The 22763-nt window shown below is 59.7% G+C and carries 18 protein-coding genes, 4 tRNA genes and 1 pseudogene; 11 read left to right on the top strand and 12 right to left on the bottom strand.

The window, feature by feature from the left end:
* Nucleotides 1-28: 28 nt before the first annotated feature.
* Nucleotides 29-1072 (bottom strand): DUF262 domain-containing protein, encoded by a 1044-nt coding sequence (locus tag M1B34_RS14895; protein WP_268265520.1) that lies wholly within the window; start codon nt 1070-1072, stop codon nt 29-31.
* Between the two features lie 1074 nt (nt 1073-2146).
* On the opposite strand from M1B34_RS14895, the gene M1B34_RS14890 reads away from it, so the two are divergent.
* Nucleotides 2147-2809 (top strand): hypothetical protein, encoded by a 663-nt coding sequence (locus M1B34_RS14890; RefSeq protein ID WP_123330747.1) that lies wholly within the window; start codon nt 2147-2149, stop codon nt 2807-2809.
* 163 nt (nt 2810-2972) lie between these two features.
* Complete coding sequence (pseI, locus tag M1B34_RS14885) at nt 2973-4031, top strand: pseudaminic acid synthase (protein ID WP_268265519.1); 1059 nt, start codon at nt 2973-2975, stop codon at nt 4029-4031.
* Nucleotides 4032-4060: 29 nt separating this feature from the next.
* On the opposite strand, the gene M1B34_RS14880 is transcribed toward pseI, so the two are convergent.
* Nucleotides 4061-4480 carry a hypothetical protein gene (locus tag M1B34_RS14880; RefSeq protein WP_268265518.1) on the bottom strand — a complete coding sequence of 140 codons (420 nt, stop codon included), beginning with the start codon at nt 4478-4480 and terminating at the stop codon, nt 4061-4063.
* Between the two features lie 105 nt (nt 4481-4585).
* Nucleotides 4586-5227: an FMN-dependent NADH-azoreductase gene (locus M1B34_RS14875; protein WP_268265517.1), complete on the bottom strand. Its 642-nt coding sequence runs from the start codon at nt 5225-5227 to the stop codon at nt 4586-4588.
* Nucleotides 5228-5324: 97 nt separating this feature from the next.
* Here M1B34_RS14875 and M1B34_RS14870 point away from each other — a divergent pair, with 97 nt between their 5' ends.
* Nucleotides 5325-6185 carry a LysR family transcriptional regulator gene (locus M1B34_RS14870; protein ID WP_268265516.1) on the top strand — a complete coding sequence of 287 codons (861 nt, stop codon included), beginning with the start codon at nt 5325-5327 and terminating at the stop codon, nt 6183-6185.
* A 160-nt stretch (nt 6186-6345) separates the two neighbouring features.
* Nucleotides 6346-7917, top strand: coding sequence for a sensor domain-containing diguanylate cyclase (locus M1B34_RS14865; RefSeq protein ID WP_268265515.1), 1572 nt, complete (start codon nt 6346-6348; stop codon nt 7915-7917).
* Nucleotides 7918-7920: 3 nt separating this feature from the next.
* Here M1B34_RS14865 and M1B34_RS14860 read toward each other — a convergent pair whose 3' ends face one another.
* Complete coding sequence (locus M1B34_RS14860; protein WP_268265514.1) at nt 7921-8508, bottom strand: GNAT family N-acetyltransferase; 588 nt, start codon at nt 8506-8508, stop codon at nt 7921-7923.
* A gap of 225 nt (nt 8509-8733) precedes the next feature.
* Complete coding sequence (locus tag M1B34_RS14855) at nt 8734-9186, bottom strand: hypothetical protein (protein WP_123330762.1); 453 nt, start codon at nt 9184-9186, stop codon at nt 8734-8736.
* A 177-nt stretch (nt 9187-9363) separates the two neighbouring features.
* On the opposite strand from M1B34_RS14855, the pseudogene M1B34_RS14850 reads away from it, so the two are divergent.
* A pseudogene (locus tag M1B34_RS14850) lies at nt 9364-10904 on the top strand (nucleobase:cation symporter-2 family protein).
* A gap of 59 nt (nt 10905-10963) precedes the next feature.
* On the opposite strand, the gene M1B34_RS14845 reads toward M1B34_RS14850, so the two are convergent.
* The 3 genes from M1B34_RS14845 to M1B34_RS14835 form a co-directional block, all read right to left on the bottom strand.
* Nucleotides 10964-11551, bottom strand: a complete 588-nt coding sequence (locus M1B34_RS14845; RefSeq protein WP_268265513.1) for an SH3 domain-containing protein — start codon at nt 11549-11551, stop codon at nt 10964-10966.
* Nucleotides 11552-11654: 103 nt separating this feature from the next.
* Complete coding sequence (locus tag M1B34_RS14840) at nt 11655-12812, bottom strand: MFS transporter (RefSeq protein WP_123334325.1); 1158 nt, start codon at nt 12810-12812, stop codon at nt 11655-11657.
* 532 nt (nt 12813-13344) lie between these two features.
* Nucleotides 13345-13420, bottom strand: a tRNA-Asn gene (locus tag M1B34_RS14835).
* A 256-nt stretch (nt 13421-13676) separates the two neighbouring features.
* Here M1B34_RS14835 and M1B34_RS14830 point away from each other — a divergent pair.
* Complete coding sequence (locus M1B34_RS14830) at nt 13677-13910, top strand: hypothetical protein (protein WP_123330770.1); 234 nt, start codon at nt 13677-13679, stop codon at nt 13908-13910.
* A gap of 6 nt (nt 13911-13916) precedes the next feature.
* Here the strand turns inward: M1B34_RS14830 and M1B34_RS14825 are convergent, their stop codons facing one another.
* Nucleotides 13917-14114 carry a hypothetical protein gene (locus tag M1B34_RS14825; protein ID WP_123330772.1) on the bottom strand — a complete coding sequence of 66 codons (198 nt, stop codon included), beginning with the start codon at nt 14112-14114 and terminating at the stop codon, nt 13917-13919.
* Nucleotides 14115-14245: 131 nt separating this feature from the next.
* On the bottom strand, nt 14246-15442 hold the full coding sequence (locus tag M1B34_RS14820; RefSeq protein ID WP_123330775.1) for an amino acid aminotransferase: 1197 nt from the start codon (nt 15440-15442) through the stop codon (nt 14246-14248).
* A gap of 335 nt (nt 15443-15777) precedes the next feature.
* Here M1B34_RS14820 and uvrB point away from each other — a divergent pair, with 335 nt between their 5' ends.
* Nucleotides 15778-17793 (top strand): excinuclease ABC subunit UvrB, encoded by a 2016-nt coding sequence (gene uvrB / locus M1B34_RS14815; protein ID WP_123330777.1) that lies wholly within the window; start codon nt 15778-15780, stop codon nt 17791-17793.
* A 95-nt stretch (nt 17794-17888) separates the two neighbouring features.
* On the opposite strand, the gene M1B34_RS14810 is transcribed toward uvrB, so the two are convergent.
* A complete protein-coding gene (locus M1B34_RS14810) occupies nt 17889-19439 on the bottom strand; it encodes an MDR family MFS transporter (protein WP_123330779.1) in 1551 nt (516 codons plus the stop codon).
* Nucleotides 19429-20475 (bottom strand): HlyD family secretion protein, encoded by a 1047-nt coding sequence (locus tag M1B34_RS14805; RefSeq protein WP_123330781.1) that lies wholly within the window; start codon nt 20473-20475, stop codon nt 19429-19431. Before M1B34_RS14805 ends, M1B34_RS14810 begins: the two co-directional genes overlap by 11 nt.
* Before the next feature lie 221 nt (nt 20476-20696).
* On the opposite strand from M1B34_RS14805, the gene gltX reads away from it, so the two are divergent.
* From gltX to M1B34_RS14785, 4 genes are all read left to right on the top strand, one after another.
* Complete coding sequence (gene gltX / locus M1B34_RS14800; protein ID WP_123330783.1) at nt 20697-22178, top strand: glutamate--tRNA ligase; 1482 nt, start codon at nt 20697-20699, stop codon at nt 22176-22178.
* A gap of 247 nt (nt 22179-22425) precedes the next feature.
* Nucleotides 22426-22501: transfer RNA gene (locus tag M1B34_RS14795), tRNA-Ala, on the top strand.
* A 79-nt stretch (nt 22502-22580) separates the two neighbouring features.
* Nucleotides 22581-22653: transfer RNA gene (locus tag M1B34_RS14790), tRNA-Glu, on the top strand.
* Between the two features lie 8 nt (nt 22654-22661).
* A tRNA-OTHER gene (locus M1B34_RS14785) sits at nt 22662-22738 on the top strand.
* Nucleotides 22739-22763 lie beyond the last annotated feature (25 nt).

The following is a 22763-nucleotide window of genomic DNA, read 5'->3' as shown; positions in this document are numbered from 1 at the left end:
TTAAGATAGGCCCGCGCCAAAGTCATAATTACGTCCTGAGTGCGAGGGCAAGTTGCATTGTACGTATTTGCCGATTCGGTGCCCGATTAGTACCTCCAGAGCAGGCGCGAACGTAATCGCCGTATCGTGTTTCATCCTTAGTTTCATGTGCATATGCCATATCCAAAAGTTTAGGTAATGCGCGTTCTTTCGATTCGCATAGCTCTCCAATTGGCGCAAGTCCAGAAGCCTGTTCAAAGCCCGGCAGCCCATATTTGTTGTGGAATGTGGCACAAAATAGTGAGTGAACGACATAAGGTTTTGAAAGGAATGTATCTCTATTGTCAATCAGCAATTCAGCATAGAAATCAATAAATTCCTGTAGGATTGCTATTAGGAAACCTTCATTGTCAAGTGTTTCATCATATTTTTCATAAAGCTCATTCAGTTTTTTGGTACTGCTGGAAGTAATTCCATCCTCAGTAGCCAAAATCATTTCTGAGAGTAGCTCCGCATCCGCCATTCGCACCAGGCTTCTACTTGCCAGAATATTGAAGCCTGCGAAAAACTCCGTATTATCCGTGCAAAAATTATTTATCATCCACTTAAACTCACCTTGGTAGGTAGAGTGTCTTTTTTCAGCATCATTTAATGGAAGGGTATAGGCGTTCATCCTTTTAAACATTTCCAGGATATCTTGCCGTGTCGCATTTCTTATGACATCCACGGAGACCGGATATGACAAAAATTCATCCTGAACTTCTTGCTGCAAATCCGAAAAGCGCATGCCAGCGTGCTTTTTTGAAACACTGGTTAATGCAAATTTATCTTCCACAAAAGAAACTATCGAAGAGATTCGCTGTTGACCATCTACTAATTCTCGCTTGGTTTTTCGGGAGGCTTTATCGAGATATTCGTAAAAATAAATCTTCGGGAAAGGGAATCCGCTTAATACAGTATCAATGAAGTAGCTTCTAGGGCCAGCTGGCCATATCCCCGATCCTCGCTGGTACTCTTTGTTTGCGACAAGGTCTTTTCGCCCCAGCATTTCAATGATCTCAGCGACGGAATATCGACTCTCATCCATTCTCATAAAGTGTTTCCTTTTGCTTAATAAGCGTGACTGCGTACTGTCACCCCGAAAATTAGTTGTATTACGCATTACGGCGTTAGGGCTTGATGTTCATATTACGGCAAAAGATATTTTTGACCAATACATTTAGCCCTTAAGACTAGAGGGTCATGAACGTAGGACGGGCTCTAAAATATCTGAAAAACCACTCTTCCTTCCGACCACAGGCTCCTCATTCCTCCTTGTTAATGGCTGATTCTGTTGAAAAACTCCGGCTTGGTTCCCACGGCAGAAAAGAACGCGTCTGTGATTGAAGTGCCTGCTTTTAACATAAGAATCTGCTGATAGGCGTCACTCCGGCGTCATCATCACCACCAGTGATATCAATGAACTCTTCGTTGGGGTCGATTGTGACCATGGCGCTCCGGGCGTTATCAGCAACCTCGGCCGCGTTGCTCGACCCAGTTTGAGAGTTCAAGAAGTTGTCGATGTGTGAATCAATTTTGGGTTTGGGGAGAGCGGCACTGTCGACAGGTTTCGCCGACAGAAACGAGTGGAAGGTGGTGTCCGGACCGATCAGGTATCAGTGTTGGTGGTACAAAATTGGTACGGGTTAAATTTAAAGTGGCATCAGAGCCTTTATTTACGGGTGGATGCCGGAAAGTAATTCCAATCCATCATCGGCGCCACACTAAAGCGGCGGGACGGCTCGGAGCGGGAAAGGCTGGTGTTCAGGGGCGCTTCAGGTTTTTCGGAGTTCATTGATACTGGTCTTTTATACGGCGGTTTTTACCCATGTTCCTTTTTTCCTGCAGTCGATTGCTGAAAGTGCAGCAATCGAATTCGGCTCTGCAGCCGTTGGAAATGGGCTCGATCACATCACGTAAGCGCGTGAACAGCTCGACGGCTTGCACGGTGTGAATACGGATCGATCAGGAAGGCGGGCAGTTTATCAGGAAAGCCAAGCGTTCGACCGCAAGCCGGTGGGGCAGGTCCGTCAAGGCCGTGACACGGCTTCAGGATTGAAAGAGGCTTTTTGAATGTGATGCTGATAGCATCCGGCCACTAATTTCGCATGACATAGGGACGTGGCTGATGAATAAGAAAAACATCTTGGGGTTAGTGCTGGGCCTGGGAATGTTGGGTGCTGCGTCGAGTGCATCGGCGAGTGACAACCTCTTCAAGTCCTATGCCTATGAATCTCCTATTTCTGCTTACACGGAAGCCAAGGGGTATTTCGATTGCTCTGAAGACGTTGGAGGCACTGCGTTGTGCTTGGAGGATGTCGACTTCCTGGAGCATAAATTTACCGCTGCTCTGATCTTCTCCAACTCGAAATTGATCATGGTGTCGCTGCTGAGCCCATTCGATCAAAACCTGTATGCCACGTCGATTGGCTCTATCAGTAAGACCTTTACGCTGTCTGCTCTGGCTGACGGGAAGTCACAGTTGGACTTGATCCAGTTGGCTGGCAAGTCTTCAAGTCGTGAAGAATTTACCTCTCAGTTTGCGAACTATGAGTCGGCTGCACTAACCACCGGCGAGATTGTTTATACCTTCTTCGAAGGTGTTGATAAGAGCAAAAAGTACTCCAGTATTGTCGGTCTTTTGCAAGGCTCTCCAGATAACATCCGTGCGGCCGAGGTGGTGCTGACGGGCCAGGGGGCGGAATCCAGTTTGATCATTCGCTTCAGCTTGCCCAAGCTGGAAGCCAACAAGGTCAGCGCCGCCGCCAAAAAGCCTGTTGAGTCTTTCTAAGGCAAAGCCTCTATAAACACCGCGCCACGCGTTATTCTGTCGACCTTGGCGTTTCGCAGGCCTGCTATCCACGCATCTGCGAAATGTGATTGTGTTCGAGTGTCTTCGCTAGACGCGCCTTGCCCCATCAAAGGCGGTGTTTTTTGCGTGGTTTGGGAATCTGATGAATAAATCTATACGCATTGACGGGGTCGAGATTGGCCCGGGTTGTCCTCCTTATGTCATCGCCGAGATGTCCGCCAACCATAACGGTGATTATGAGGCGGCGTTGCGGATTATCGATGAGGCCAAGAAGGCCGGGGCCAGCGCGCTGAAGATCCAGACGTATCGGGCGGACACCATCACCCTGAAGTCGGACTTGCCGGACTTCCAGATCACTGAGGGATTGTGGGCCGGCAAGACGCTCTACGATCTGTATGAGTGGGCGCATACGCCTTGGGAGTGGCACGCCGGGTTGTTCGAGCATGCACGGCAGCGGGAGATCACGCTGTTCAGTTCTCCTTTCGATCACACCGCGGTGGATTTTCTTGAGGACCTGAATGCGCCGGCCTACAAGATCGCCTCCTTTGAGGCAGTGGACCTTCCGCTGATCGCCTACGCCGCCAGTACGGGCAAACCCTTGATCATTTCCACCGGCATGGCCAATGCCGAGGAGATCGCCGAGGCCGTTGATGCTGCTCGGGGCGCGGGGTGCAAGGCGTTGGCGATCCTGCATTGTGTCAGTGGCTACCCGGCACCGGCTGAAGACTACAACCTGCGCACCATCCCGGACATGTTGCAGCGCTTCGGCCTGATAACGGGGCTGTCGGATCACACTCTGGACAACGCGACCTCCATCGCCAGCATCGCTCTGGGAGGTTCGATCATCGAGAAGCACTTCACCCTGGACCGCTCCAGAGGCGGGCCGGATGACAGTTTCTCTCTGGAGGCGCCCGAGCTTTCGGCCCTGTGCCGCGATGCGTTTACCGTGTGGAAGGCCCTGGGGCGGGCCAGCTATGAGCGCCAGCCCAGTGAGTTGGGCAATTTGAAGTTCCGCAGGTCGCTGTATTTCGTCAAGGACATCGAGCCCGGGGCAGTGATTGGCGCCGACGCGGTCAGAAGTGTTCGTCCCGGCTTCGGTCTGCCGCCCAAAGAGCTGGAGCGGGTATTGGGGGCCGTGGCCACACGGCGTATTTCAGCCCATTCGCCGGTGACCGAAGACGCCTTTGTAAAGCCACAGTAAGTGGCGAAGTGTCGCCCGCCCCAGCGGCACTAGAAGCGGTAGGTGTTCTGGATGTGCTGGCCGCCCAGGGCTAGCGCAGAGTCGATCAAGCGTTGGTTGCTGGGGTTGACGTTGAGGCTGAACGACCCCGCTCTTCGGGACTTGATGGCCGGTAGCGGGCTGTGGCTGCTGATCAGTTGCTGCAACACGCGTTGCTCCAGCTCCTGTGCTTCGTCGATGACGAATACCCCGATCTCATTGTTCTCGGTGATGTACGCCGAGCCCAGGCTTTGTCCGTCCTGTTCGATGATGTACCAGACCCGATAGGGCTTTGAGCGATAGAACTCCACGTGCTGTGCGTAATCAGGAACCGCGGCGTGGCTGATGGAGAACTGTTCGGTTCTTTTTTTCAGCAGTTGATACAGGTCCTGGCAGGCCGATTCATCGGCATAAGCATCTATGAGTTTCACGTGGCGAGCTCTTCAGGGGCAGGGCGAGGTGGGATTATGCCACAGGCCCCCTGCCCGTTCGGACAGGGCGCCAGCGCTTCAATGGCGGCGCCCGGCGAGTTGGCCTCAGGTGAACAGGCGATCCGCCAGGTCTTGTGCTTGTTGGCCGGCTGTTTGGCGCGCGAGGTGATCGACCTCTTCGCCCAGGATGGTTTTTTCTACGATCAGCGAATGCACTTGCTTCACCCCGATAAAGTCCAGCCAGGCCTCCACGTAAGGTTTCTGGAAGTCGAAGCGCTGTGCAGGGGTTGCGGACTGGGCGGAAAAATCCAGGCCGCGAGCGTAGACCACCACGGCGGTTTTGTTCTTCAGCAGCCCTTGCAGGCCACGCTCGGGGTCGAAACTGAAGAGCAGGTCTTTCTGCGACACCAGGTCGATAAAGTGCTTGAGCTTGTAGGGAATGCTGAAATTCCACAGCGGCACCGACAGCAGTATCAGATCGGCCTGATGCAAGGGCGCCGCGAGGGCTTCCAGGGTGTTCCAGGCTGTTTGTTGAGACGGGTTCAATGGCACGCCGCCAAGGCCTGCGTACTTGGCGTTGAGGGTGTCGTCGTCAAGCTCCGGCAACTGCGTGTCCCACAGGTCCAGGGTGCTGGTCTCGACTTGGGCCAGGTGCGCCCGGCAGCCCGCCAGAAAGCGTTGGGCGATTTCCAGCGAGGCGGAACGCTGCTTGCGGGGCGAACATTGGATGTGCAGCAGGCGGGTCATGGCGGTCGCTCGTTTGGCTGAGAGGAGCGGCATTGCAACATAGGTTTTTAAGGAATATAAATCGTGATTTTTCGAATGATTAATCACGAGTTGGAATATGTTCGACCCTGTATTGCTCAAGACCTTTGCGGCGGTGGTGGATGAAGAGGGCTTCAGTCGGGCGGCGGAGAAACTCCACCTGACCCAGTCTGCGGTCAGTGGTCATTTGCGCCGTCTGGAAGAGCAAGTGGGCAAGCCTTTGCTGCTGCGCACCACCCGTTCCCAGCAACTGACCCTGGATGGCCAGCGGCTGCTGGCGTATGCGCGAGCCATCCTGGTGCTGAATCGCGATGCCTGGGCCGAGTTGACTCGTTCGGCGTTTCACGGGCGCTTGGCGATCGGCATCAGTGAAGATTTCGCCGAGCCGCGGCTGCTGCGCGAGCTGCAGGAGTTTGCGGCGTTGTACCCCGGCATGTTGATTGATATTCAAGTGAACATTCCCGGCACGCTTCTCGATCAGCTCAAGCAGGGCGCCTTGCACGTGGTGGTGGGTTCGTTGTGCGAGAGCAGCGAGCCGGGGCTGTTGTTGTGGCAAGAGCCCCTGGTCTGGGCCTGGGCGGCGCAACCTCTGGTGCGTTTGCCCACGCCCTTGCCGTTGGCGCTGTTCCCTGAGCCTTGCCCTTATCGCGAGGCGGCCCTGGTCCGCCTGGCCCAGGCGGGGGTTGCCCAGCGCACCGCGATGCTTTGTACCAGCACCGTGGCGCTGCGGGCGGCGGCCTTGTCCGGTTTTGCGGTGGCGCCCATGGCGGCCAGCCAATTGACGCCGGGGCTGATGGCGCTTGGCGCGGAACAAGGTTTGCCGGCGTTGCCCGATGCGGTGTTTCGTTTGTTCAGCGGCGCAGAGGCCGACCCAGAGATTGTTGCGGCGCTGTCGCAGGTTATCCGTGAATACTGTACAGCTCGTCGAACTCGGGTTTAGGCATTGATCGGGCCGGCCGATAACAGAGGTGCGAGGAGAGGGCGATCCAGGCCAAGGCTTCGCGTAGCGTGATTTGCCCGGCACAGAGCCTTGGGCTAGTCTCGAAAACCATCAGGGGATTTGGGCTGCGGCTCATGCCTTGCCCTTCAGGATGTCGCTTTTGCCTATTCCCATTCACGACCCTCAGCAGGCGCCTGGCGGTACCCTCAAGCGCCTGCCGCTGCTCAAGGCGGCGGTGACCTTTATCGCCATGGTGTGCCTGTGCCTGTGCGGTCTTTTGTACCTCCAGTTGGAGCAGTCGCGGCGCCATGACCTGGAGCAGGCGGAGGTGATCTCCGTCAACCTCACCCGTGCCATGGCGCAACAGGCCGAAGATACGTTCATGGAGGCGGACCTGGTGCTGATCAGCCTGGCCGAATGGATCCAGGCCGACGGCTACGGCCCCCGACAACAGCCACGGCTGCGGCAGACGTTTGTGCGGCGGGTGCAAACCCTGCAGCAGCTCAGCGGTATGTTCCTGTTCGACAAGCATGGCCAGTGGGTAATCAGCTCGTTCGACCAACTGCCGCGCGGCGAGGGTGTGGCGGACCGCGAATACTTCAGGTTCCATCAGCAAAATGCCTCGCTGCAGGCGCACATTGGTCCGGCGATTCGCAGTCGAGCCAACAACGAATGGATCATCCCCATTTCCCGGCGCCTGGATGACCAGGACGGGAATTTCCAGGGGGTGCTGCTCGCCGGAATCAAGCTGACGTACTTCGATGAGTTCTTCAAAAGCTTCAACATCGATGAGCAGGGGGCCATGTTCCTGGCGTTGTCCGATGGCACCTTATTGGCCCGGCGTCCGTTTGAAGAACGGCAGATAGGCGCTTCACTCGCCCGTGGGGAAATCTTCCGCACCTACCTGCCCAATGCCCTGACGGGGAACGCCATGATTCCTTCGGTAGTCGACGGGGTTATGCGCTTGTACGGTTATCGGCAGTTGCAGGCCTACCCGCTGGTGGTGGCGGCGGCCAACTCCGAGGGGGCGATTCTCAAGGGGTGGTACGCCACGGCCTATCAGTCCTGCGCCATTGTCGCCCTGGTGGTGCTGGGCATTGGCTTGTTTGGCTGGGTGTTCGTGCATCAGGTCAAGAACGGTGAGCGCATCGAAGCCGACCTGCGGGAGGCGCAGGAGGCGCTGGAAGTCATCGCCACTCATGACAGCCTGACCGGGCTGGCCAATCGGCGTTTGTTCGAGCGGGCGCTGGAGATTGAGTTCAGCCGGGGGGCACGGCAGCAGAGCCCGTTGAGCCTGATCATGCTCGATATCGATTTCTTCAAAAGCTATAACGACACCTATGGCCATGTGGCGGGGGACCACTGTTTGAGTGAGGTCGCCAGCGCCTTGAAGAACGGCTGCCAGCGCAAAGCCGACCTGGCGGTGCGTTATGGGGGCGAGGAGTTCGCGGTGTTGCTGCCCGACACCGATGCTCAAGGCGCCCTGGCCATGGCCGAGCAGATTCGCTTGAGCGTCCTGGACAAACACATCACCCACTCCGGCTCACCCTCGGGCAGCCTGACGGTGAGCCTGGGTTGCTACACCTTCGTGCCCAGTGGCCGCGACAGCATTGAGGTGTTTATCCAGCGCGCGGATGCGGCGCTGTATCGGGCCAAGCACACCGGCCGCAACCGCGTGGCGACCTTGTCCGCGGAGAGCAATGTCATGCCGCTGATGCGCTCGGATCGCTAAACCCTACGGCGCCGGGTCGTAGCCCGCGAGTTTGTGCTCCAGGGCCTGGCGCACCTCATCCCACTCATCGTCGATGATGCTGAAGCGTACCGAGTTGCGCTTGCGGCCGTCGGGCATGATCCGCTCGTGGCGCACGATGCCTTCCTGCTGGGCCCCCAGGCGCAGAATCGCCGCCCGGGAGGTGTGATTGATTTCATCGGTGGTGAATTGCACGCGTACGCAGCCGAGTTCTTCGAAGGCGTAGCGCAGCATCAGGTACTTGGCTTCGGTGTTGACGAAGGTTTTTTGCCAGCGCCGGGCGATCCAGGTGCTGCCGATCTCCAGCTTGCGATGTTGGCGGTCGATCTTCCAGAAACGCGTGCAGCCAATCACCTGCTGATTGGCCTTGAGCACCGTGACAAAAGGCAGCACGGTGCCGGCGTCACGGCCCGCCAGGGCCACGTCCAGATAGTGCTGCACGGTGCTGGGCGACGGCACCACGGTGAACGGCAGCTTCCATAACTCACCGTCTTGCGCGGCCGCGACCAGGGCGGCGGCGTCCGACCGTTGCAGGGGACGCAGCAGAATGCGCGGGCCTTCCAGTGTTTGCATGGTGTGCTGCTCGTAAGGGCAAGGTGGGGGTATTACAGAGGGGCGCTGGCGGGCTGGCAAGGTCCAATGGCGGGCTCCCGGCATAAAAAATGGGGAATCCACAGTGGTCCATTCAGCCCTGGGTGCTCGCCGGCTTCAGGGCTCTTGCGTATCCAGATTCAAGCGAATCTAGAAGTATGCGAATCCTTTTGTGGGGGGCATCGCTAGGTGGTGCTGTCAGTGGCGCTAACGGATATCTCGGCGCCACTGGCCGCTGCCGGGATGAAAGCGTCGGCAGGCTATTCCCAGTCGCGGACGGATCAGCGGGATAGCGAAGCGACGCACGGTGAAATAGAAGCGGTACTCGGCGAGCCCTTCGATGGTCAGGTAAAAGTGCTCATCGTCCTGCCATTCCACTGCGTCGAGGCTATAGCTGCTGTACCACTTGTTGAGCAGGCGCTGGGCGACGATCCGTTGCAGGCTCTTGTCCACCAGCACGACAAACACCGCTTCCTCGATCCAGTAATCCAGCTCGGTGAACAGCAGGTAACCGTGGCGGGTTTCGTATTGCCTACGCAGCACGCGCCCTGGTACTCGCAGGGCGGTCGGTTGCCCGTCGGCCAGCAGTTGCCGGTCATCCGGGTCGGTGGCGCCAGGACCTTGATGGTCGGCAAAGGTGAAGCGAGTGATGGCTTTCATTGGCCCTGAAGTCGTCGTCCAAGCGCGGGGATTCTAGCAGGGGATGGGTTTTTTACGGGAATTGCGTGGGGGCCAATGCGCCGGAAAGTTGGCCGATAAACTGTATACAATTTTATAGACAGTTGTCTTGTATGTTGCATACAGTGTGCGCAGAACAAAAACAGGGAACCCCACACCATGAATACGTCCCACGTTTCACCGCAGCGCCCCGAAGATGAAAATTTGGGTGTTGGCGCGAATATGGCTTATGGCCTGCAACACGTTCTGACCATGTATGGGGGCATCGTGGCGGTGCCGCTGATCGTCGGCCAGGCGGCGGGGTTATCCCCCGCAGAGATCGGCCTGTTGATCGCAGCCTCGCTGTTTGCCGGTGGCCTGGCGACCTTGCTGCAGACCCTGGGTTTGCCGTTTTTCGGTTGCAAGCTGCCGCTGGTGCAGGGGGTGTCCTTTGCCGGCGTGTCGACCATGGTGGCGATTGTCAGCAGCACGGGTGAGGGGGGCTTCCAGTCGATCCTGGGAGCGGTGATCGCAGCTTCGCTGATCGGCCTGTTGATCACCCCGGTGTTTTCCAGAATCACCAAATTCTTTCCGCCGCTGGTTACCGGCATTGTTATCACCACCATTGGCCTGACGCTGATGCCGGTGGCTGCACGCTGGGCCATGGGCGGCAACAGCCGCGCGCCGGACTTCGGCAGCATGGCGAACGTCGGCCTGGCGGCGTTGACCCTGGTGTTGGTGCTGTTGTTGAGCAAAATCGGCAGCGCGGCGATTTCCCGCTTGTCGATTCTTCTGGCCATGATCATCGGCACCGTTATCGCGGTGTTCCTGGGCATGGCGGACTTTTCCAGCGTGACCCAGGGGCCGATGTTCGGCCTGCCCACACCTTTCCATTTCGGCATGCGACCTTCCATGTCGCGGCGATCCTGTCGATGTGCATCGTGGTCATGGTGACCCTGGTGGAAACCTCGGCGGACATCCTCGCGGTGGGTGAAATCATCCACACCAAGGTCGACTCCAAGCGCCTGGGCGATGGCCTGCGTGCCGACATGCTGTCGAGCATGATCGCGCCGATCTTTGGCTCCTTCACGCAGAGTGCCTTTGCCCAGAACGTCGGGCTGGTGGCGGTCACCGGGATCAAGAGCCGTTTTGTGGTGGCGACCGGCGGCGTGTTTCTGGTGATCCTCGGCTTGCTGCCCTTCATGGGGCGGGTGATCGCAGCGGTGCCCACCTCGGTGCTGGGCGGTGCCGGTATCGTGCTGTTTGGCACAGTGGCCGCCAGTGGTATTCGGACCCTGTCCAAGGTCGACTACCGCAACAACATGAACCTGATCATCGTCGCTACTTCCATCGGCTTCGGCATGATCCCGATTGCCGCGCCGAGCTTCTACGATCACTTCCCCAGCTGGTTCGCGACTATCTTCCACTCGGGCATCAGCTCGTCGGCGATCATGGCGATCCTGCTGAACCTGGCGTTCAACCATTTCACTGCGGGCAACTCGGACCAGCAGTCGGTGTTTGTCGCGGGCACCGAGCGCAGTCTGCGCTTCCATGACATTGCGGCCCTGCGTGAAGGCGACTACTTCAGCGGTGGCAAGCTGCATGATGCCGAAGGTAATGAAGTACCCCTGGTGACGGAGGAGCCGGGCCATTCGCCGAACCAGGCCGGCGATGGTTCGTTACCGAGCCATGCACGAGGCAGTACCGAGGCGACTCACTGAAGCTGATCCGCTCGTCCAAAAAAAACGGCGCCCGCAAGGCGCCGTTTTTTTGCGGTTGATTATTCCAGGTTGTCCAGCGGCTTCATCGCCTGCAGAGCGTCAGGGTTGTCTTGGTACTGCTGGCGCAAGGTGACGAGCTGGCGATCATGGCCTGTGCAGACCTCGTTCACCGCCTTCTCCAGGAAGGCCCGGCGCTCCTCGTCGTAGGCTTCCTCGCCGGCAAAGTGTTCGCAGGCTTCGTGGCGCTGGATGAACGCCGCCACTTCATCGGGAAGCTCGGCGCCGCTTGCGCCATAGTGCTTGCCCAACAGCAGGCGTTTGTTTTCGACCCAGCCGGTGTAGTCCTCACCGTCCTTGGCGATGTACATGACCTGGGTCCAGCCGTCTTCGCTGGAGGCGTACACCGTCAGGCCATCACCGGGAATCACATAAAGTTTCTTGTTCACGCAGGCGGCGCTCGGCCCGCTGTGAAAGTGCAGGCGACCCTGGCCGATGACTTTGGCCTCCAGGGGCGGGCGGTATTCGCCGGCTTCCAGGGACACCTTGTCGCTCAAGGTGGCGCAGTCCAAGGGTGCTTCGGCCAGGGCCGGCAGGGGCAGAAGGGAGAGCAGGCCCCACAGGGGCAGCAGGCGCAGAAGTCGGTCCATCGCGAGGGGGTCCATGAGGTGGGATTGCGGATCGCGCGATGGTAATGACAAAGACGCGGCCTGTGAATGATCACCGACCGCATCCGCTGGGTGATGGCCCGTTTTAGTCGGCTGCCTCGCTCAATTGCCCTTGGCGCACCAGGGACAGTGCAAATACCACCACTATGGCAGCGGCGGCCGCCAGGGTCAGGGGCAGGCCATAGCTGCCGCCGCTCATGGCCGCGCCGCTGAGCAAGGGTCCCAACAGGCTGCCGATGCCCCAGAGCAGGCCGGCGCTGGCGTTGGCGGTGACCAGGTCGGCGCCGCTGAAGGATTGGCCTATCAGTACGATGGCCAGGGTATAGATGCCGCCGGCCGCCGCACCGAGGATCACCAGACTGGGCCAGAGCAGGGCGGGGGCTTCCATGAGCAGCGGCAGGCCCAGGCCGATTGCCAGGGCAACGATGCCGCAGCCGAGGTAGATGCCAGGGCGCCCGAGTGTGTCCGAGAGCCAGCCGAGGGGGAACTGGAAGGCCGTGTCGCCCAGCAGGATGATGGTCACCATCAGGGCCGCGAGCTTGATGCTGTAGCCATGGCCGGCGGCGTAGACCGGAAACAGCGACAGAATCACGCTGTCGAAAAACGCGAAGAACAGGATGCCCACGCACAGTGCCGGGGCGATGCGGATAAAGCCCAGCACCGAGAAGGTCCGACTTTCGGCGTGGGGTGCCTGGAGGTCTGCCTGGGGCAGGGTCAGCCAGACCACGGCGATCGCCACGGCGTAGCCGACGCTGACGATAGACAGCACGGCCGGCCCTCCGGTGCCCAATAGCGAGACCAGGCCCGGGCCCAGTAGTTGGAAGAAGGTGAAACAGGTGGTGTAGACCGCCACCAGCCGTCCGCGGGTAGCGTCCTCGGCCATTTCATTGACCCAGGTTTCCCCGAGAATAATGATCAGCCCTGCGCCCAGGCCCATGGCGATCCGCGCCAGGCCCAGGCTGTAGAGGCTGGCCCCTGGCCATTCCAGGGCGGCCACGCTCAAGGCGCAAAGGCTGAAGCACAGCAGGTAGATCTGGCGCCGGGTCAGGCGCAGGCACAGGGCGTTGACCAGGAAGGCCGAGAGCATCATGCCCGCGGCTGGCAGCGCCGACATGATGCCTATCTGGTTGTTGGAGGCACCGGCCTGGTACAAACGCAAGGCGAGGATCGGCACGGTGGAACCGATGCTCAGGCCGACAATGGAAATGCCCAGGATCAGGGCGGCTAACAGGGCTTTGTTCATGATCAAGACCCGCGCTGAAGCTTCAGGCGCCAAAAAAGGGGGATGCGCGTAGGAGCCGGCTTGCCGGCGAAAAGGCCATTGTGGGATGTGCTGCTGTTCAGGGCGCCTTCGCTGGCAAGCCAGCTCCTACAACCTCGCGGTTGGCGGTGCAGTCAATTGCAGTTAGCGACTGCCCTGATGCGGGGAGAAGGTGAAGGCAAACAGGACGCTACGGCGCCGACGATTGATCGCGCAGTCCTGCTGGGCAACGGCCAGGGTTGCCGAGGGGCTCATCAAGGGCGAGGGGCACGGTGACTGTGCTGTCGAGAACATCACATCGTCTGATTGCTTGGATAAAGAGGCGGACAGCCTACGTCGGCCCTTGAGGCAAAGCAACAGGGTCGGTACAGGAAGGTTTCTGTTGGGCAAAACACGTGCATCCGCGCGTCTGGCTGACGGGCGGATCGGTTATCTGTCGGGGGCGATGCTTGAGCTGACGTGCCGAAAGAGCAGGGCGCTCTCATAAACATCAAGGCAAATCAGTGTAGGAATATGGCTCCACGACCTGGACTCGAACCAGGGACCCAGTGATTAACAGTCACTTGCTCTACCAACTGAGCTATCGCGGAATGCGGCGTATCTTACTGATTAAGAAGGAGAAGTCAAGCGCAGGATTGCAGTTTTCTGCTGGCCGGTGCCGCTAGGCGTCGACCGAGGAAAAATCGGCCTGGGCGGTTACCAGAAGCGGGAGGGAGGGCTACCATGGCGCCCCGGAAGTGGTTTCACGCGCGACCGGCCTCCCGCCGCAAAGGTACGCTTTATGACCCGCTCCCTGTATTCGCTTTCAGTCACCCGCCGCTTAACGCACCGATCGGGGGGGTTGGCATGAGCATCGAACAGATCGCCCTGCCCAAAGGGGTTGGGCCCCAGGCCAGTAAATTGTGGGATGCCATTGTCGGCGCTGCTTCGGCTGCCGATCTCAACCGCGCTGGTGGCAAGGCCGAAGGGTTTGTCCTCGGGCTGGAAAGCAGCAAGGCGATCAAGAGCCAAGTGGCCGAATCGCTGTATGTCGCGTTTGATGATGCCGCCAGCCAGCGCTCCAAAGAGTTGGCCGGCTGAGCTCGTTCAGCCGCCGAAGGTCAGAGTGCCAAGCATGAACTTGGCCGCCAGGGCGCCGCCGGCCAGTTGTACCAGCCACAGTGCCAGCCCACCGAGAAACACGCCGAGGGCGATTTGCAGCACCAGGCTCTTTTCGCGTTTCTGAGGGCGGGACACGTAGTGCTCCAGTTCGTCGCGGTCTGCCCGCAGGTCGTCGTTTTTCATCTGGGTTCTCGATGGCAAGGGTAGGGGCACGGCCTGAGTCTAGAGCGCGCGGGCCCTGGGTTGGAGATTTTGTCGGCGGGACAAAAAAGGGGAAGCCAGATGGCTTCCCCTTTTTCTGTCACCGAGGTGGCTTAGATCACCTGAATGATGGCCTTGGTCACCACGTCGATGTTGTTCTGGTTCAGCGCGGCCACGCAGATGCGGCCGGTGTCCAGGGCGTAGATACCGAACTCGTTGCGCAGGCGGGTCACTTGCTCAACGGTCAGGCCGGAGTAGGAGAACATCCCGCGCTGGCGGCCGACGAAGCTGAAGTCGCGCTGTGGCGCGCCTTTGGCCAGCAAGTCGACCATCTGATTGCGCATGCCGCGAATGCGCAGGCGCATTTCCGCCAGTTCCTGCTCCCATTGCGCGCGCAGTTCCGGGCTGTTGAGCACGGCGGCGACAATGCTGGCGCCGTGGGTCGGCGGGTTGGAGTAGTTGGTGCGGATCACGCGTTTGACTTGCGACAGCACGCGGGCGCTTTCCTCTTTCGACTCGCTGACGATGGACAGTGCTCCAACGCGCTCGCCATACAGGGAGAAGGATTTGGAGAAGGAGCTGGAGACGAAGAAGGTCAGGCCCGACTCGGCGAACAGGCGCACGGCGGCGGCGTCTTCGTCGATGCCGTCGCCAAAGCCCTGGTAGGCCATGTCGAGGAACGGCACCAGGTTCTTCGCCTTGACCACTTCCAGCACGTCATTCCAGTCGGCCGGGGTCAGGTCGACGCCGGTCGGGTTGTGGCAGCAGGCGTGCAGCACCACGATGGACTGGGCAGGCAGGGCGTTGAGGTCTTCCAGCAGGCCGGCACGGTTTACGTCGTGGGTGGCGGCGTCGTAGTAGCGATAGTTCTGTACCGGGAAACCCGCGGTTTCGAACAGCGCGCGGTGGTTTTCCCAGCTCGGGTCGCTGATGGCGACAACGGCGTCAGGCAGCAATTGCTTGAGGAAGTCGGCACCGATTTTCAGTGCACCGGTACCGCCCACGGCTTGAGTGGTGATGACGCGGCCAGCGGCGATCAGCGGCGAGTCGTTACCGAACAGCAGCTTTTGCACGGCCTGGTCGTAAGCGACGATACCGTCGATCGGCAGGTAACCGCGGGAAGCGTGTTGGGCGACACGAATCGTCTCGGCTTCGACAACGGCGCGCAGGAGTGGAATTCGCCCCTCCTCGTTGCAGTAAACGCCGACCCCCAGGTTGACCTTATTGGTACGGGTGTCAGCGTTGAATGCTTCGTTGAGGCCCAGGATTGGATCGCGTGGTGCCATTTCGACAGCGGAGAACAGGCTCATTATTACGGCGGCTCTGAATGGAGTGTGGAGGGACGTGTCGCGCTCCAGCCGGATGCACTAGAGCGGTGCACAAACGGGGAGCTAGTATAGAGGCCATCCTTTCTGGCGGCGACAGCCTATTGGCTTTTTGCCCTAAGTTTTTCGCTTTATTTTTCGACCGTTAGTCTTATTGCAACGTCAAAGGCGTTAGGGCGTGTAGGACCGTTATCTTGAAAGCGGTGGTATTTGCCTCCACATCTAGGACAATCCCAGTTTTTCCCGACGACGTTTGTCGTTCGCGGTCGTTCTCGCTCCAGCCCGTTCGTGTCGTGCGGGGGTGAACCCAGAGGTACGTTATGTCTGAATTCCAGCTAGTCACCCGCTTCCAGCCCGCCGGCGACCAGCCGGAAGCCATTCGCCTGATGGTCGAAGGTATCGAGGCCGGGCTGGCGCACCAGACGCTGCTCGGTGTGACCGGCTCGGGCAAGACCTTCAGCATCGCCAACGTGATTGCCCAGGTGCAGCGCCCAACCCTGGTGCTGGCGCCGAACAAGACCTTGGCGGCGCAGTTGTACGGGGAGTTCAAGGCCTTTTTTCCGAACAACGCGGTGGAGTATTTCGTCTCTTACTACGACTACTACCAGCCCGAAGCCTATGTGCCATCGTCCGACACCTTTATCGAGAAGGACGCCTCGATCAACGACCACATCGAGCAGATGCGCCTGTCCGCGACCAAGGCGCTGCTGGAGCGCAAGGACGCGATCATCGTCACCACGGTGTCCTGCATCTACGGCCTGGGCAGCCCGGAAACCTATTTGAAGATGGTGTTGCACGTCGATCGCGGCGACAAACTCGACCAGCGCGCCTTGCTGCGGCGTCTGGCGGACCTGCAATACACCCGCAACGATATGGATTTTGCTCGGGCCACGTTCCGTGTGCGCGGTGACGTCATCGATATCTACCCGGCTGAATCCGACCTGGAAGCCATCCGCATCGAGCTGTTCGATGACGAAGTCGAGAGCCTGTCGGCTTTCGATCCACTGACGGGCGAAGTGATTCGCAAGTTGCCGCGTTTTACCTTCTACCCCAAGAGCCACTACGTGACCCCGCGGGAGACCCTGCTGGATGCGATCGAGGGGATCAAGGTCGAGTTGCAGGAGCGCCTGGAGTACCTGCGTTCCAACAATAAGCTGGTGGAGGCGCAACGCCTGGAGCAGCGCACGCGCTTCGACCTGGAGATGATCCTTGAGTTGGGCTACTGCAACGGCATCGAAAACTACTCGCGTTATCTGTCGGGTCGTCCGGCCGGGGCTGCACCGCCGACTTTGTACGACTACCTGCCGGCCGACGCCTTGCTGGTGATCGACGAGTCCCACGTCAGCGTGCCGCAAGTGGGCGCCATGTATAAGGGCGACCGCTCGCGTAAGGAAACCCTGGTGGAGTACGGTTTCCGCCTGCCCTCGGCGCTGGACAACCGGCCCATGCGTTTCGACGAGTGGGAGGGCGTGAGCCCGCAAACCATCTTCGTCTCGGCGACGCCGGGCAACTACGAGGCCGAGCATGCCGGCCGGGTGGTGGAACAAGTCGTGCGGCCCACCGGCCTGGTGGACCCGCAGATTGAAGTGCGCCCGGCGCTGACCCAGGTCGACGACCTGCTTTCAGAAATCACCAAGCGGGTGGCCCTGGAGGAGCGGGTGCTGGTGACCACGCTGACCAAGCGCATGGCCGAGGATTTGACCGACTACCTGGCGGACCACGGGGTGCGCGTGCGCTACCTGCACTCGGACATCGACACCGTAGAGCGGGTGGAGATCATCCGCGACTTGCGCTTGGGCACCTTTGACGTGCTGGTGGGGATCAACCTGCTGCGTGAAGGCCTGGACATGCCGGAAGTGTCCCTGGTGGCGATTCTCGATGCGGATAAGGAAGGTTTCCTGCGTTCCGAACGCTCGTTGATCCAGACTATTGGTCGTGCCGCGCGTAACCTCAATGGCCGGGCGATTCTCTACGCGGACCGCATGACCGGCTCCATGGAACGGGCCATCGGCGAGACCGAGCGCCGTCGCGATAAACAGATCGCCTTCAACCTGGCCAATGGCATCACCCCCAAGGGCGTGTTCAAGGATGTCACCGACATCATGGAAGGCGCCACGGTGCCAGGCTCGCGCAGCAAGAAGCGCAAAGGCATGGCCAAGGCCGCGGAAGAAAACGCCAAGTACGAAAACGAGCTGCGTTCGCCAAGTGAGATCACCAAGCGCATCCGCCAGCTCGAAGAGAAAATGTACCAACTGGCCCGGGATTTGGAGTTCGAGGCCGCGGCGCAAATGCGCGACGAAATCAGCAAACTGCGCGAGCGCCTGTTGACCGTCTAACGACGCTCCATCCCTAGTAGGCGCCGGCTTGCCGGCGAAGAGGCCCTCAAGCCCTGTGCAAGGATCGAGGGCCTCTTGCGCCCGCCAGCTTCAGTTCAGTGGGCTTCTCCAGCCTTCAGGCCCTTGGGCAGTGCCTTGGTCAGCAGCACCGCGAGCATGCTCACGCCCAGGGCGATCCCGACAAAATGAAACGCATCGTTGTAGGCCATGATCTGCGCCTGCTGGTGGGCAATTTCACTGAGCTTGCCCAGGGCGGCGGTTTCATTGCCGAGGGTGTCGGTCAGGCTGGCCAGGCGCTCCGCCACTTGGGGGTTGCTCGGCACTATGGCTTCGCGCAGGTAATCGAAGTAGGTCTTGGTTCGCGCATCCAGCAAGGTGGCGAGCAGGGCGATGCCGATGGCGCCGCCGAGGTTGCGCAGGATGTTGAACAGACTCGACGCCGAACCCGCATCCTGGGGCAGGATGTAGGCGGTGGCGATCAGCGAGATGGTGACCATGATCAGCGGTTGCCCCAGGGCACGAATGATCTGGATCTGGTTGAACTGCGGCCCGGCGAAGTCCGGGTTCAGCACCCCGGATGAAAAACTCGCCAATCCGAACAGGCCGAAGCCCAGGGTGCACAGCCACTTGGGCGAGACAAACCTCATCAGCAGCGGCACCAGCGGTATCAGGAACAGCTGGGGAATGCCCATCCACATGATCACTTCGCCGATCTGCATGGCGTTGTAGTTCTGGATCTGCGCCAGGTACAGCGGCAACAGGTAGATCGAGCCATACAGCCCCACCCCCATCCCCAGGCTGGAAATGCTCGACAGGCCGAAGTTGCGATTACCCAGGATGCCCAGGTTGATCAGCGGGTTGGGCTTGGAGACTTGCACGATCACAAAGGTCACCAGGCTGACCAGGGCAATGCTGCCCAGGCCGACGATCAGGCTGGACTCCAGCCAGTCCTTGCGGTGGCCTTCCTCAAGAAACACCTGCAGGCAGCCCAGGCCCACGCCGAGGGTGAGGATGCCGGTGTAGTCGGTGCTTTTCAGCAGCTCCCAGTGGGCGGCTTTCTTCTCCAGCCCGTAGAGCATGCCGGCGATCATGAGCAGCCCGGGTGGGATGTTGATGTAGAAGATGTACTCCCAGCCCCAGTTTTCCGTAAGCCAGCCGCCCAGCGTCGGGCCGATGGAGGGCGCGAAGGTGGCCGTCATGGCGAACATGGCCATGCCCTTGGCGCGGTGGTGCTCGGGGAGTTTGATCAGGGTCAGGGTGAAGGCCAGGGGGATCAGCGCGCCGCCGGTAAAGCCTTGCAGGGCGCGGAACACAATCATGCTTTCCAGGCTCCAGGCCATGGAGCAGAGCAGTGACGCGACCAGGAACCCCACCGAGACCCAGACCGCCAGGCGACGTGCCGAGAGCAACTGCACCAGCCACGCGGTGAGGGGAATCATGATGATTTCCGCCACCAGGTAGGAGGTGGAAATCCATGAGCCTTCTTCCAACGTCGCCGACAACGCGCCCTGGATGTCCTTGAGGGAGGAGTTGGTGATCTGGATGTCGAGCACCGCCATAAAGGCGCCGAGCATGGCGCTCATCACCGCGATCCAGTCGCGCCGGGTCGGTTCGCCGGCCGGGCGCAGCAGCTGGTCACCGGCCATCGGCAGGGTCTTTGATCTTCACTTTGACGGTGACCGACATGCCCGGGCGGATCTTGCCACGCAGTGGGTTGTCGGCGGCAAAGGTCAGTTTCACCGGGATGCGCTGCACCACCTTGGTGAAGTTGCCGGTGGCGTTGTCCGGCGGCAGCAGGCTGAACTGTGCGCCCGAGGCGGCGAACAAACTGTCGACCTGGCCGGCGATGGGGGTATCGCCGTAAGCGTCGAAGATCAGTTCGGCGGATTGCCCGGGTTGCATATGGCCGATCTGGGTTTCCTTGAAGTTGGCCTGGATCCAGATGTCCTGGTCGGGAACGATCGACAGCAGGTAGGCGCCAGCCTGGACCACTTGGCCGTTGCGTGCCGCGCGTTGGCCGACCAGGCCGCTGATGGGTGCGTGGATTTCGCTGCGGGTCAGGTTCAGTTCGGCCTGGGCCAGGTCGGCTCGGGCGTTGGCGATCTGGGCGTCCAACCGCTTGAGTTCGGCGCCCAGGGCATTCACCTGTTGGCGCTGGCCCTGGAGGTCGGCTTGGGCCTTGGCCACCTGGGAGCGGGCGATATGGTTGTCGGCAGAGAGGGTGGTCACCCGTTCTTCAGAAACATAGCCGGGCTTGCGCAGGGTCTGGGCCCGGGACAGGTCGATTTGCGAGCGGCCCAGGCTGGCCTGGCTGGAGGCCACCTGGGCTTCGCTGGCGGCGATCAGGCTGGCTTGCTGGGTCAGCTTGCTTTGCGCTTGCAGGCGTTCGGCTTCGCGGGTGTCGAGGGCGGCTTTGGCCCGCTCGATGGCCAGCTGGAAATCTTCACTTTCCAGGCGCACCAGCAACTGGCCTTTTTCCACATGCTGGTTGTCCCGCACCAGCACTTCGTCGATTCGCGCCGCCAACTGGCTGGAGACCCGGGTGATCTCACCCTGGACGTAGGCGTTGTCGGTGCTTTCATAAAAGCGCCCATGGAAGAACCACTGGGCAAAGAACCCCAGGGCGACCAATGCCACCAGGAGCAGGAAAATAAACAGGCGACGCTTGAGTTGGGCAGGCATGGGCAGGCTGTAGTCGAGAAAGTGTAAGGAAATTTAACAGGGGGCGAATCTGGCATATAGGCAGGGGGTGGTAAATGCCAACTGTTGATAATCGGCCATTCATGGGCATTAGCGCGGCAACCTTGGCTTAAATGCCCTCGTTACTGGAGCCGGGCCGGTCGCGCCTGTTACCATTCGCCCCCTGTTTTACCTCCGCTTTTATATTCATTCCGAGACATGCCATGACCACCGTCCGCACGCGCATCGCGCCATCGCCCACTGGGGATCCCCACGTCGGCACCGCTTACATCGCTTTGTTCAACTACTGCTTTGCCAAGCAGCATGGCGGTGAGTTCATCCTGCGCATCGAGGACACCGATCAACTGCGTTCGACCCGTGAGTCGGAACAGCAGATTTTCGACGCCCTGCGCTGGCTGGGCATCAACTGGAGCGAAGGCCCTGACGTAGGCGGCCCGCACGGCCCGTACCGGCAGAGCGAGCGCAGCGAGATCTACAAGAAGTACACCCAGCAACTGGTGGATCTGGGCCACGCCTTCCCGTGCTTCTGCACCGCCGAAGAGCTGGACCAGATGCGCGCCGAGCAAATGGCCAAGGGTGAAACCCCGCGCTACGACGGCCGGGCGCTGTTGCTGTCGAAGGAAGAAGTCGCTCAGCGTCTGGCTGCTGGCGAACCCCACGTGATTCGCATGAAAGTGCCAAGCGAAGGCGTGTGCGTGGTGCCGGACATGCTGCGTGGCGATGTCGAGATCCCGTGGGATCGCATGGACATGCAAGTGCTGATGAAAACCGACGGTTTGCCGACCTACTTCCTGGCCAACGTGGTCGACGACCACCTGATGGGCATCACCCACGTCTTGCGTGGCGAAGAGTGGCTGCCCTCGGCGCCGAAGCTGATCCTGCTCTACGAGTACTTCGGCTGGGAACAACCGCAGCTGTGCTATATGCCGCTGCTGCGTAACCCGGACAAGAGCAAGCTGTCCAAGCGCAAGAACCCGACCTCGGTGACCTTCTACGAGCGCATGGGCTTCATGCCTGAAGCCATGCTCAACTACCTGGGCCGCATGGGCTGGTCGATGCCGGACGAGCGCGAGAAGTTCTCGCTGCAGGAAATGGTCGATCACTTTGACCTGTCCCGTGTCTCCCTCGGTGGGCCGATCTTCGACATTGAGAAGCTCTCCTGGCTCAACGGCCAGTGGCTGCGTGACCTGCCGGTGGACGAGTTCGCCAGCCGCCTGCAGCAATGGGCGCTGAACCCCGAATACATGATGAAGATCGCACCGCACGTGCAGGGCCGGGTGGAGACCTTCAGCCAGGTCGCACCGCTGGCCGGGTTCTTCTTTGCCGGTGGCGTGAACCCGGACGCCAAGCTGTTCGAGTCCAAGAAACTGTCGGGTGACCAGGTTCGCCAGTTGATGCAGTTGATCCTGTGGAAGCTGGAAAGCCTGCGTCAGTGGGAGAAGGACAACATCACCGCGACCATCCAGGCCGTGGTCGAATCCCTGGAGCTGAAGCTGCGTGATGCCATGCCGCTGATGTTCGCTGCGATCACCGGGCAAGCCAGTTCGGTGTCGGTGCTCGATGCCATGGAGATCCTGGGGCCGGACCTGACCCGTTTCCGTCTGCGCCAGGCCATTGACCTGTTGGGCGGCGTGTCGAAGAAAGAGAACAAAGAGTGGGAAAAACTGCTGGGCGCTATCGCCTGAGTCAGTGCTGTTGATGGGTAGGAGTCGGCTTGCCGGCGGTCTGCACCGGAGGGTGTGCAGTGTTCTGGCGATCATCCTCGCTGGCAAGCCGGCTCCTAGAGGTCAGGAAACCCCCGGATTTACGGGGGAGGGCGGTAAGTGATTGTTATCCCGACAAATTTTTTTAGATATTTCTGAAAAAAAGTTTGACAGCTTTCCGATACGCCCTTAAGATTCGCCCCGTCCTCAGCGATGACATCAACGATGAGGGGCTATAGCTCAGCTGGGAGAGCGCTTGCATGGCATGCAAGAGGTCGACGGTTCGATCCCGTCTAGCTCCACCAATTTGTAGTTCAAGGTCTGGCCACACCCGCCTTGAATCGATCAGTACTCAGCACTGATCAGTTGTACAGAAGGGTTTGCGTCCCCTTCGTCTAGTGGCCTAGGACACCGCCCTTTCACGGCGGTAACAGGGGTTCCGAGTCCCTAGGGGACGCCCATTTTGCGGGAATTAGCTCAGTTGGTAGAGCACGACCTTGCCAGGTCGGGGTCGCGAGTTCGAGTCCTCGTTTCCCGCTCCATTTTCACCAAAATCCGCGCTTCATT

Origin of the sequence: Pseudomonas morbosilactucae (assembly GCF_023241715.1) — a bacterium.
GTDB classification, from domain to species: domain Bacteria; phylum Pseudomonadota; class Gammaproteobacteria; order Pseudomonadales; family Pseudomonadaceae; genus Aquipseudomonas; species Aquipseudomonas morbosilactucae.
The sequence above is the reverse complement of the archived record's forward strand: the minus strand, read 5'-3'. Positions and strand labels throughout refer to the sequence as shown.

Excerpts from the sequence above, each read along its gene's own strand:
- M1B34_RS14895 (WP_268265520.1), bottom strand. The coding sequence starts at position 1,072 with ATGAGAATGGATGAGAGTCGATATTCCGTCGCTGAGATCATTGAAATG.
- M1B34_RS14890 (WP_123330747.1), top strand. The coding sequence starts at position 2,147 with ATGAATAAGAAAAACATCTTGGGGTTAGTGCTGGGCCTGGGAATGTTG.
- pseI (WP_268265519.1), top strand. The coding sequence starts at position 2,973 with ATGAATAAATCTATACGCATTGACGGGGTCGAGATTGGCCCGGGTTGT.
- M1B34_RS14875 (WP_268265517.1), bottom strand. The coding sequence starts at position 5,227 with ATGACCCGCCTGCTGCACATCCAATGTTCGCCCCGCAAGCAGCGTTCC.
- M1B34_RS14870 (WP_268265516.1), top strand. The coding sequence starts at position 5,325 with ATGTTCGACCCTGTATTGCTCAAGACCTTTGCGGCGGTGGTGGATGAA.
- M1B34_RS14860 (WP_268265514.1), bottom strand. The coding sequence starts at position 8,508 with ATGCAAACACTGGAAGGCCCGCGCATTCTGCTGCGTCCCCTGCAACGG.
- M1B34_RS14855 (WP_123330762.1), bottom strand. The coding sequence starts at position 9,186 with ATGAAAGCCATCACTCGCTTCACCTTTGCCGACCATCAAGGTCCTGGC.
- M1B34_RS14845 (WP_268265513.1), bottom strand. The coding sequence starts at position 11,551 with ATGGACCGACTTCTGCGCCTGCTGCCCCTGTGGGGCCTGCTCTCCCTT.
- M1B34_RS14840 (WP_123334325.1), bottom strand. The coding sequence starts at position 12,812 with ATGAACAAAGCCCTGTTAGCCGCCCTGATCCTGGGCATTTCCATTGTC.
- M1B34_RS14830 (WP_123330770.1), top strand. The coding sequence starts at position 13,677 with ATGAGCATCGAACAGATCGCCCTGCCCAAAGGGGTTGGGCCCCAGGCC.
- M1B34_RS14825 (WP_123330772.1), bottom strand. The coding sequence starts at position 14,114 with ATGAAAAACGACGACCTGCGGGCAGACCGCGACGAACTGGAGCACTAC.
- M1B34_RS14820 (WP_123330775.1), bottom strand. The coding sequence starts at position 15,442 with ATGAGCCTGTTCTCCGCTGTCGAAATGGCACCACGCGATCCAATCCTG.
- uvrB (WP_123330777.1), top strand. The coding sequence starts at position 15,778 with ATGTCTGAATTCCAGCTAGTCACCCGCTTCCAGCCCGCCGGCGACCAG.
- M1B34_RS14810 (WP_123330779.1), bottom strand. The coding sequence starts at position 19,439 with ATGGCCGGTGACCAGCTGCTGCGCCCGGCCGGCGAACCGACCCGGCGC.
- M1B34_RS14805 (WP_123330781.1), bottom strand. The coding sequence starts at position 20,475 with ATGCCTGCCCAACTCAAGCGTCGCCTGTTTATTTTCCTGCTCCTGGTG.
- gltX (WP_123330783.1), top strand. The coding sequence starts at position 20,697 with ATGACCACCGTCCGCACGCGCATCGCGCCATCGCCCACTGGGGATCCC.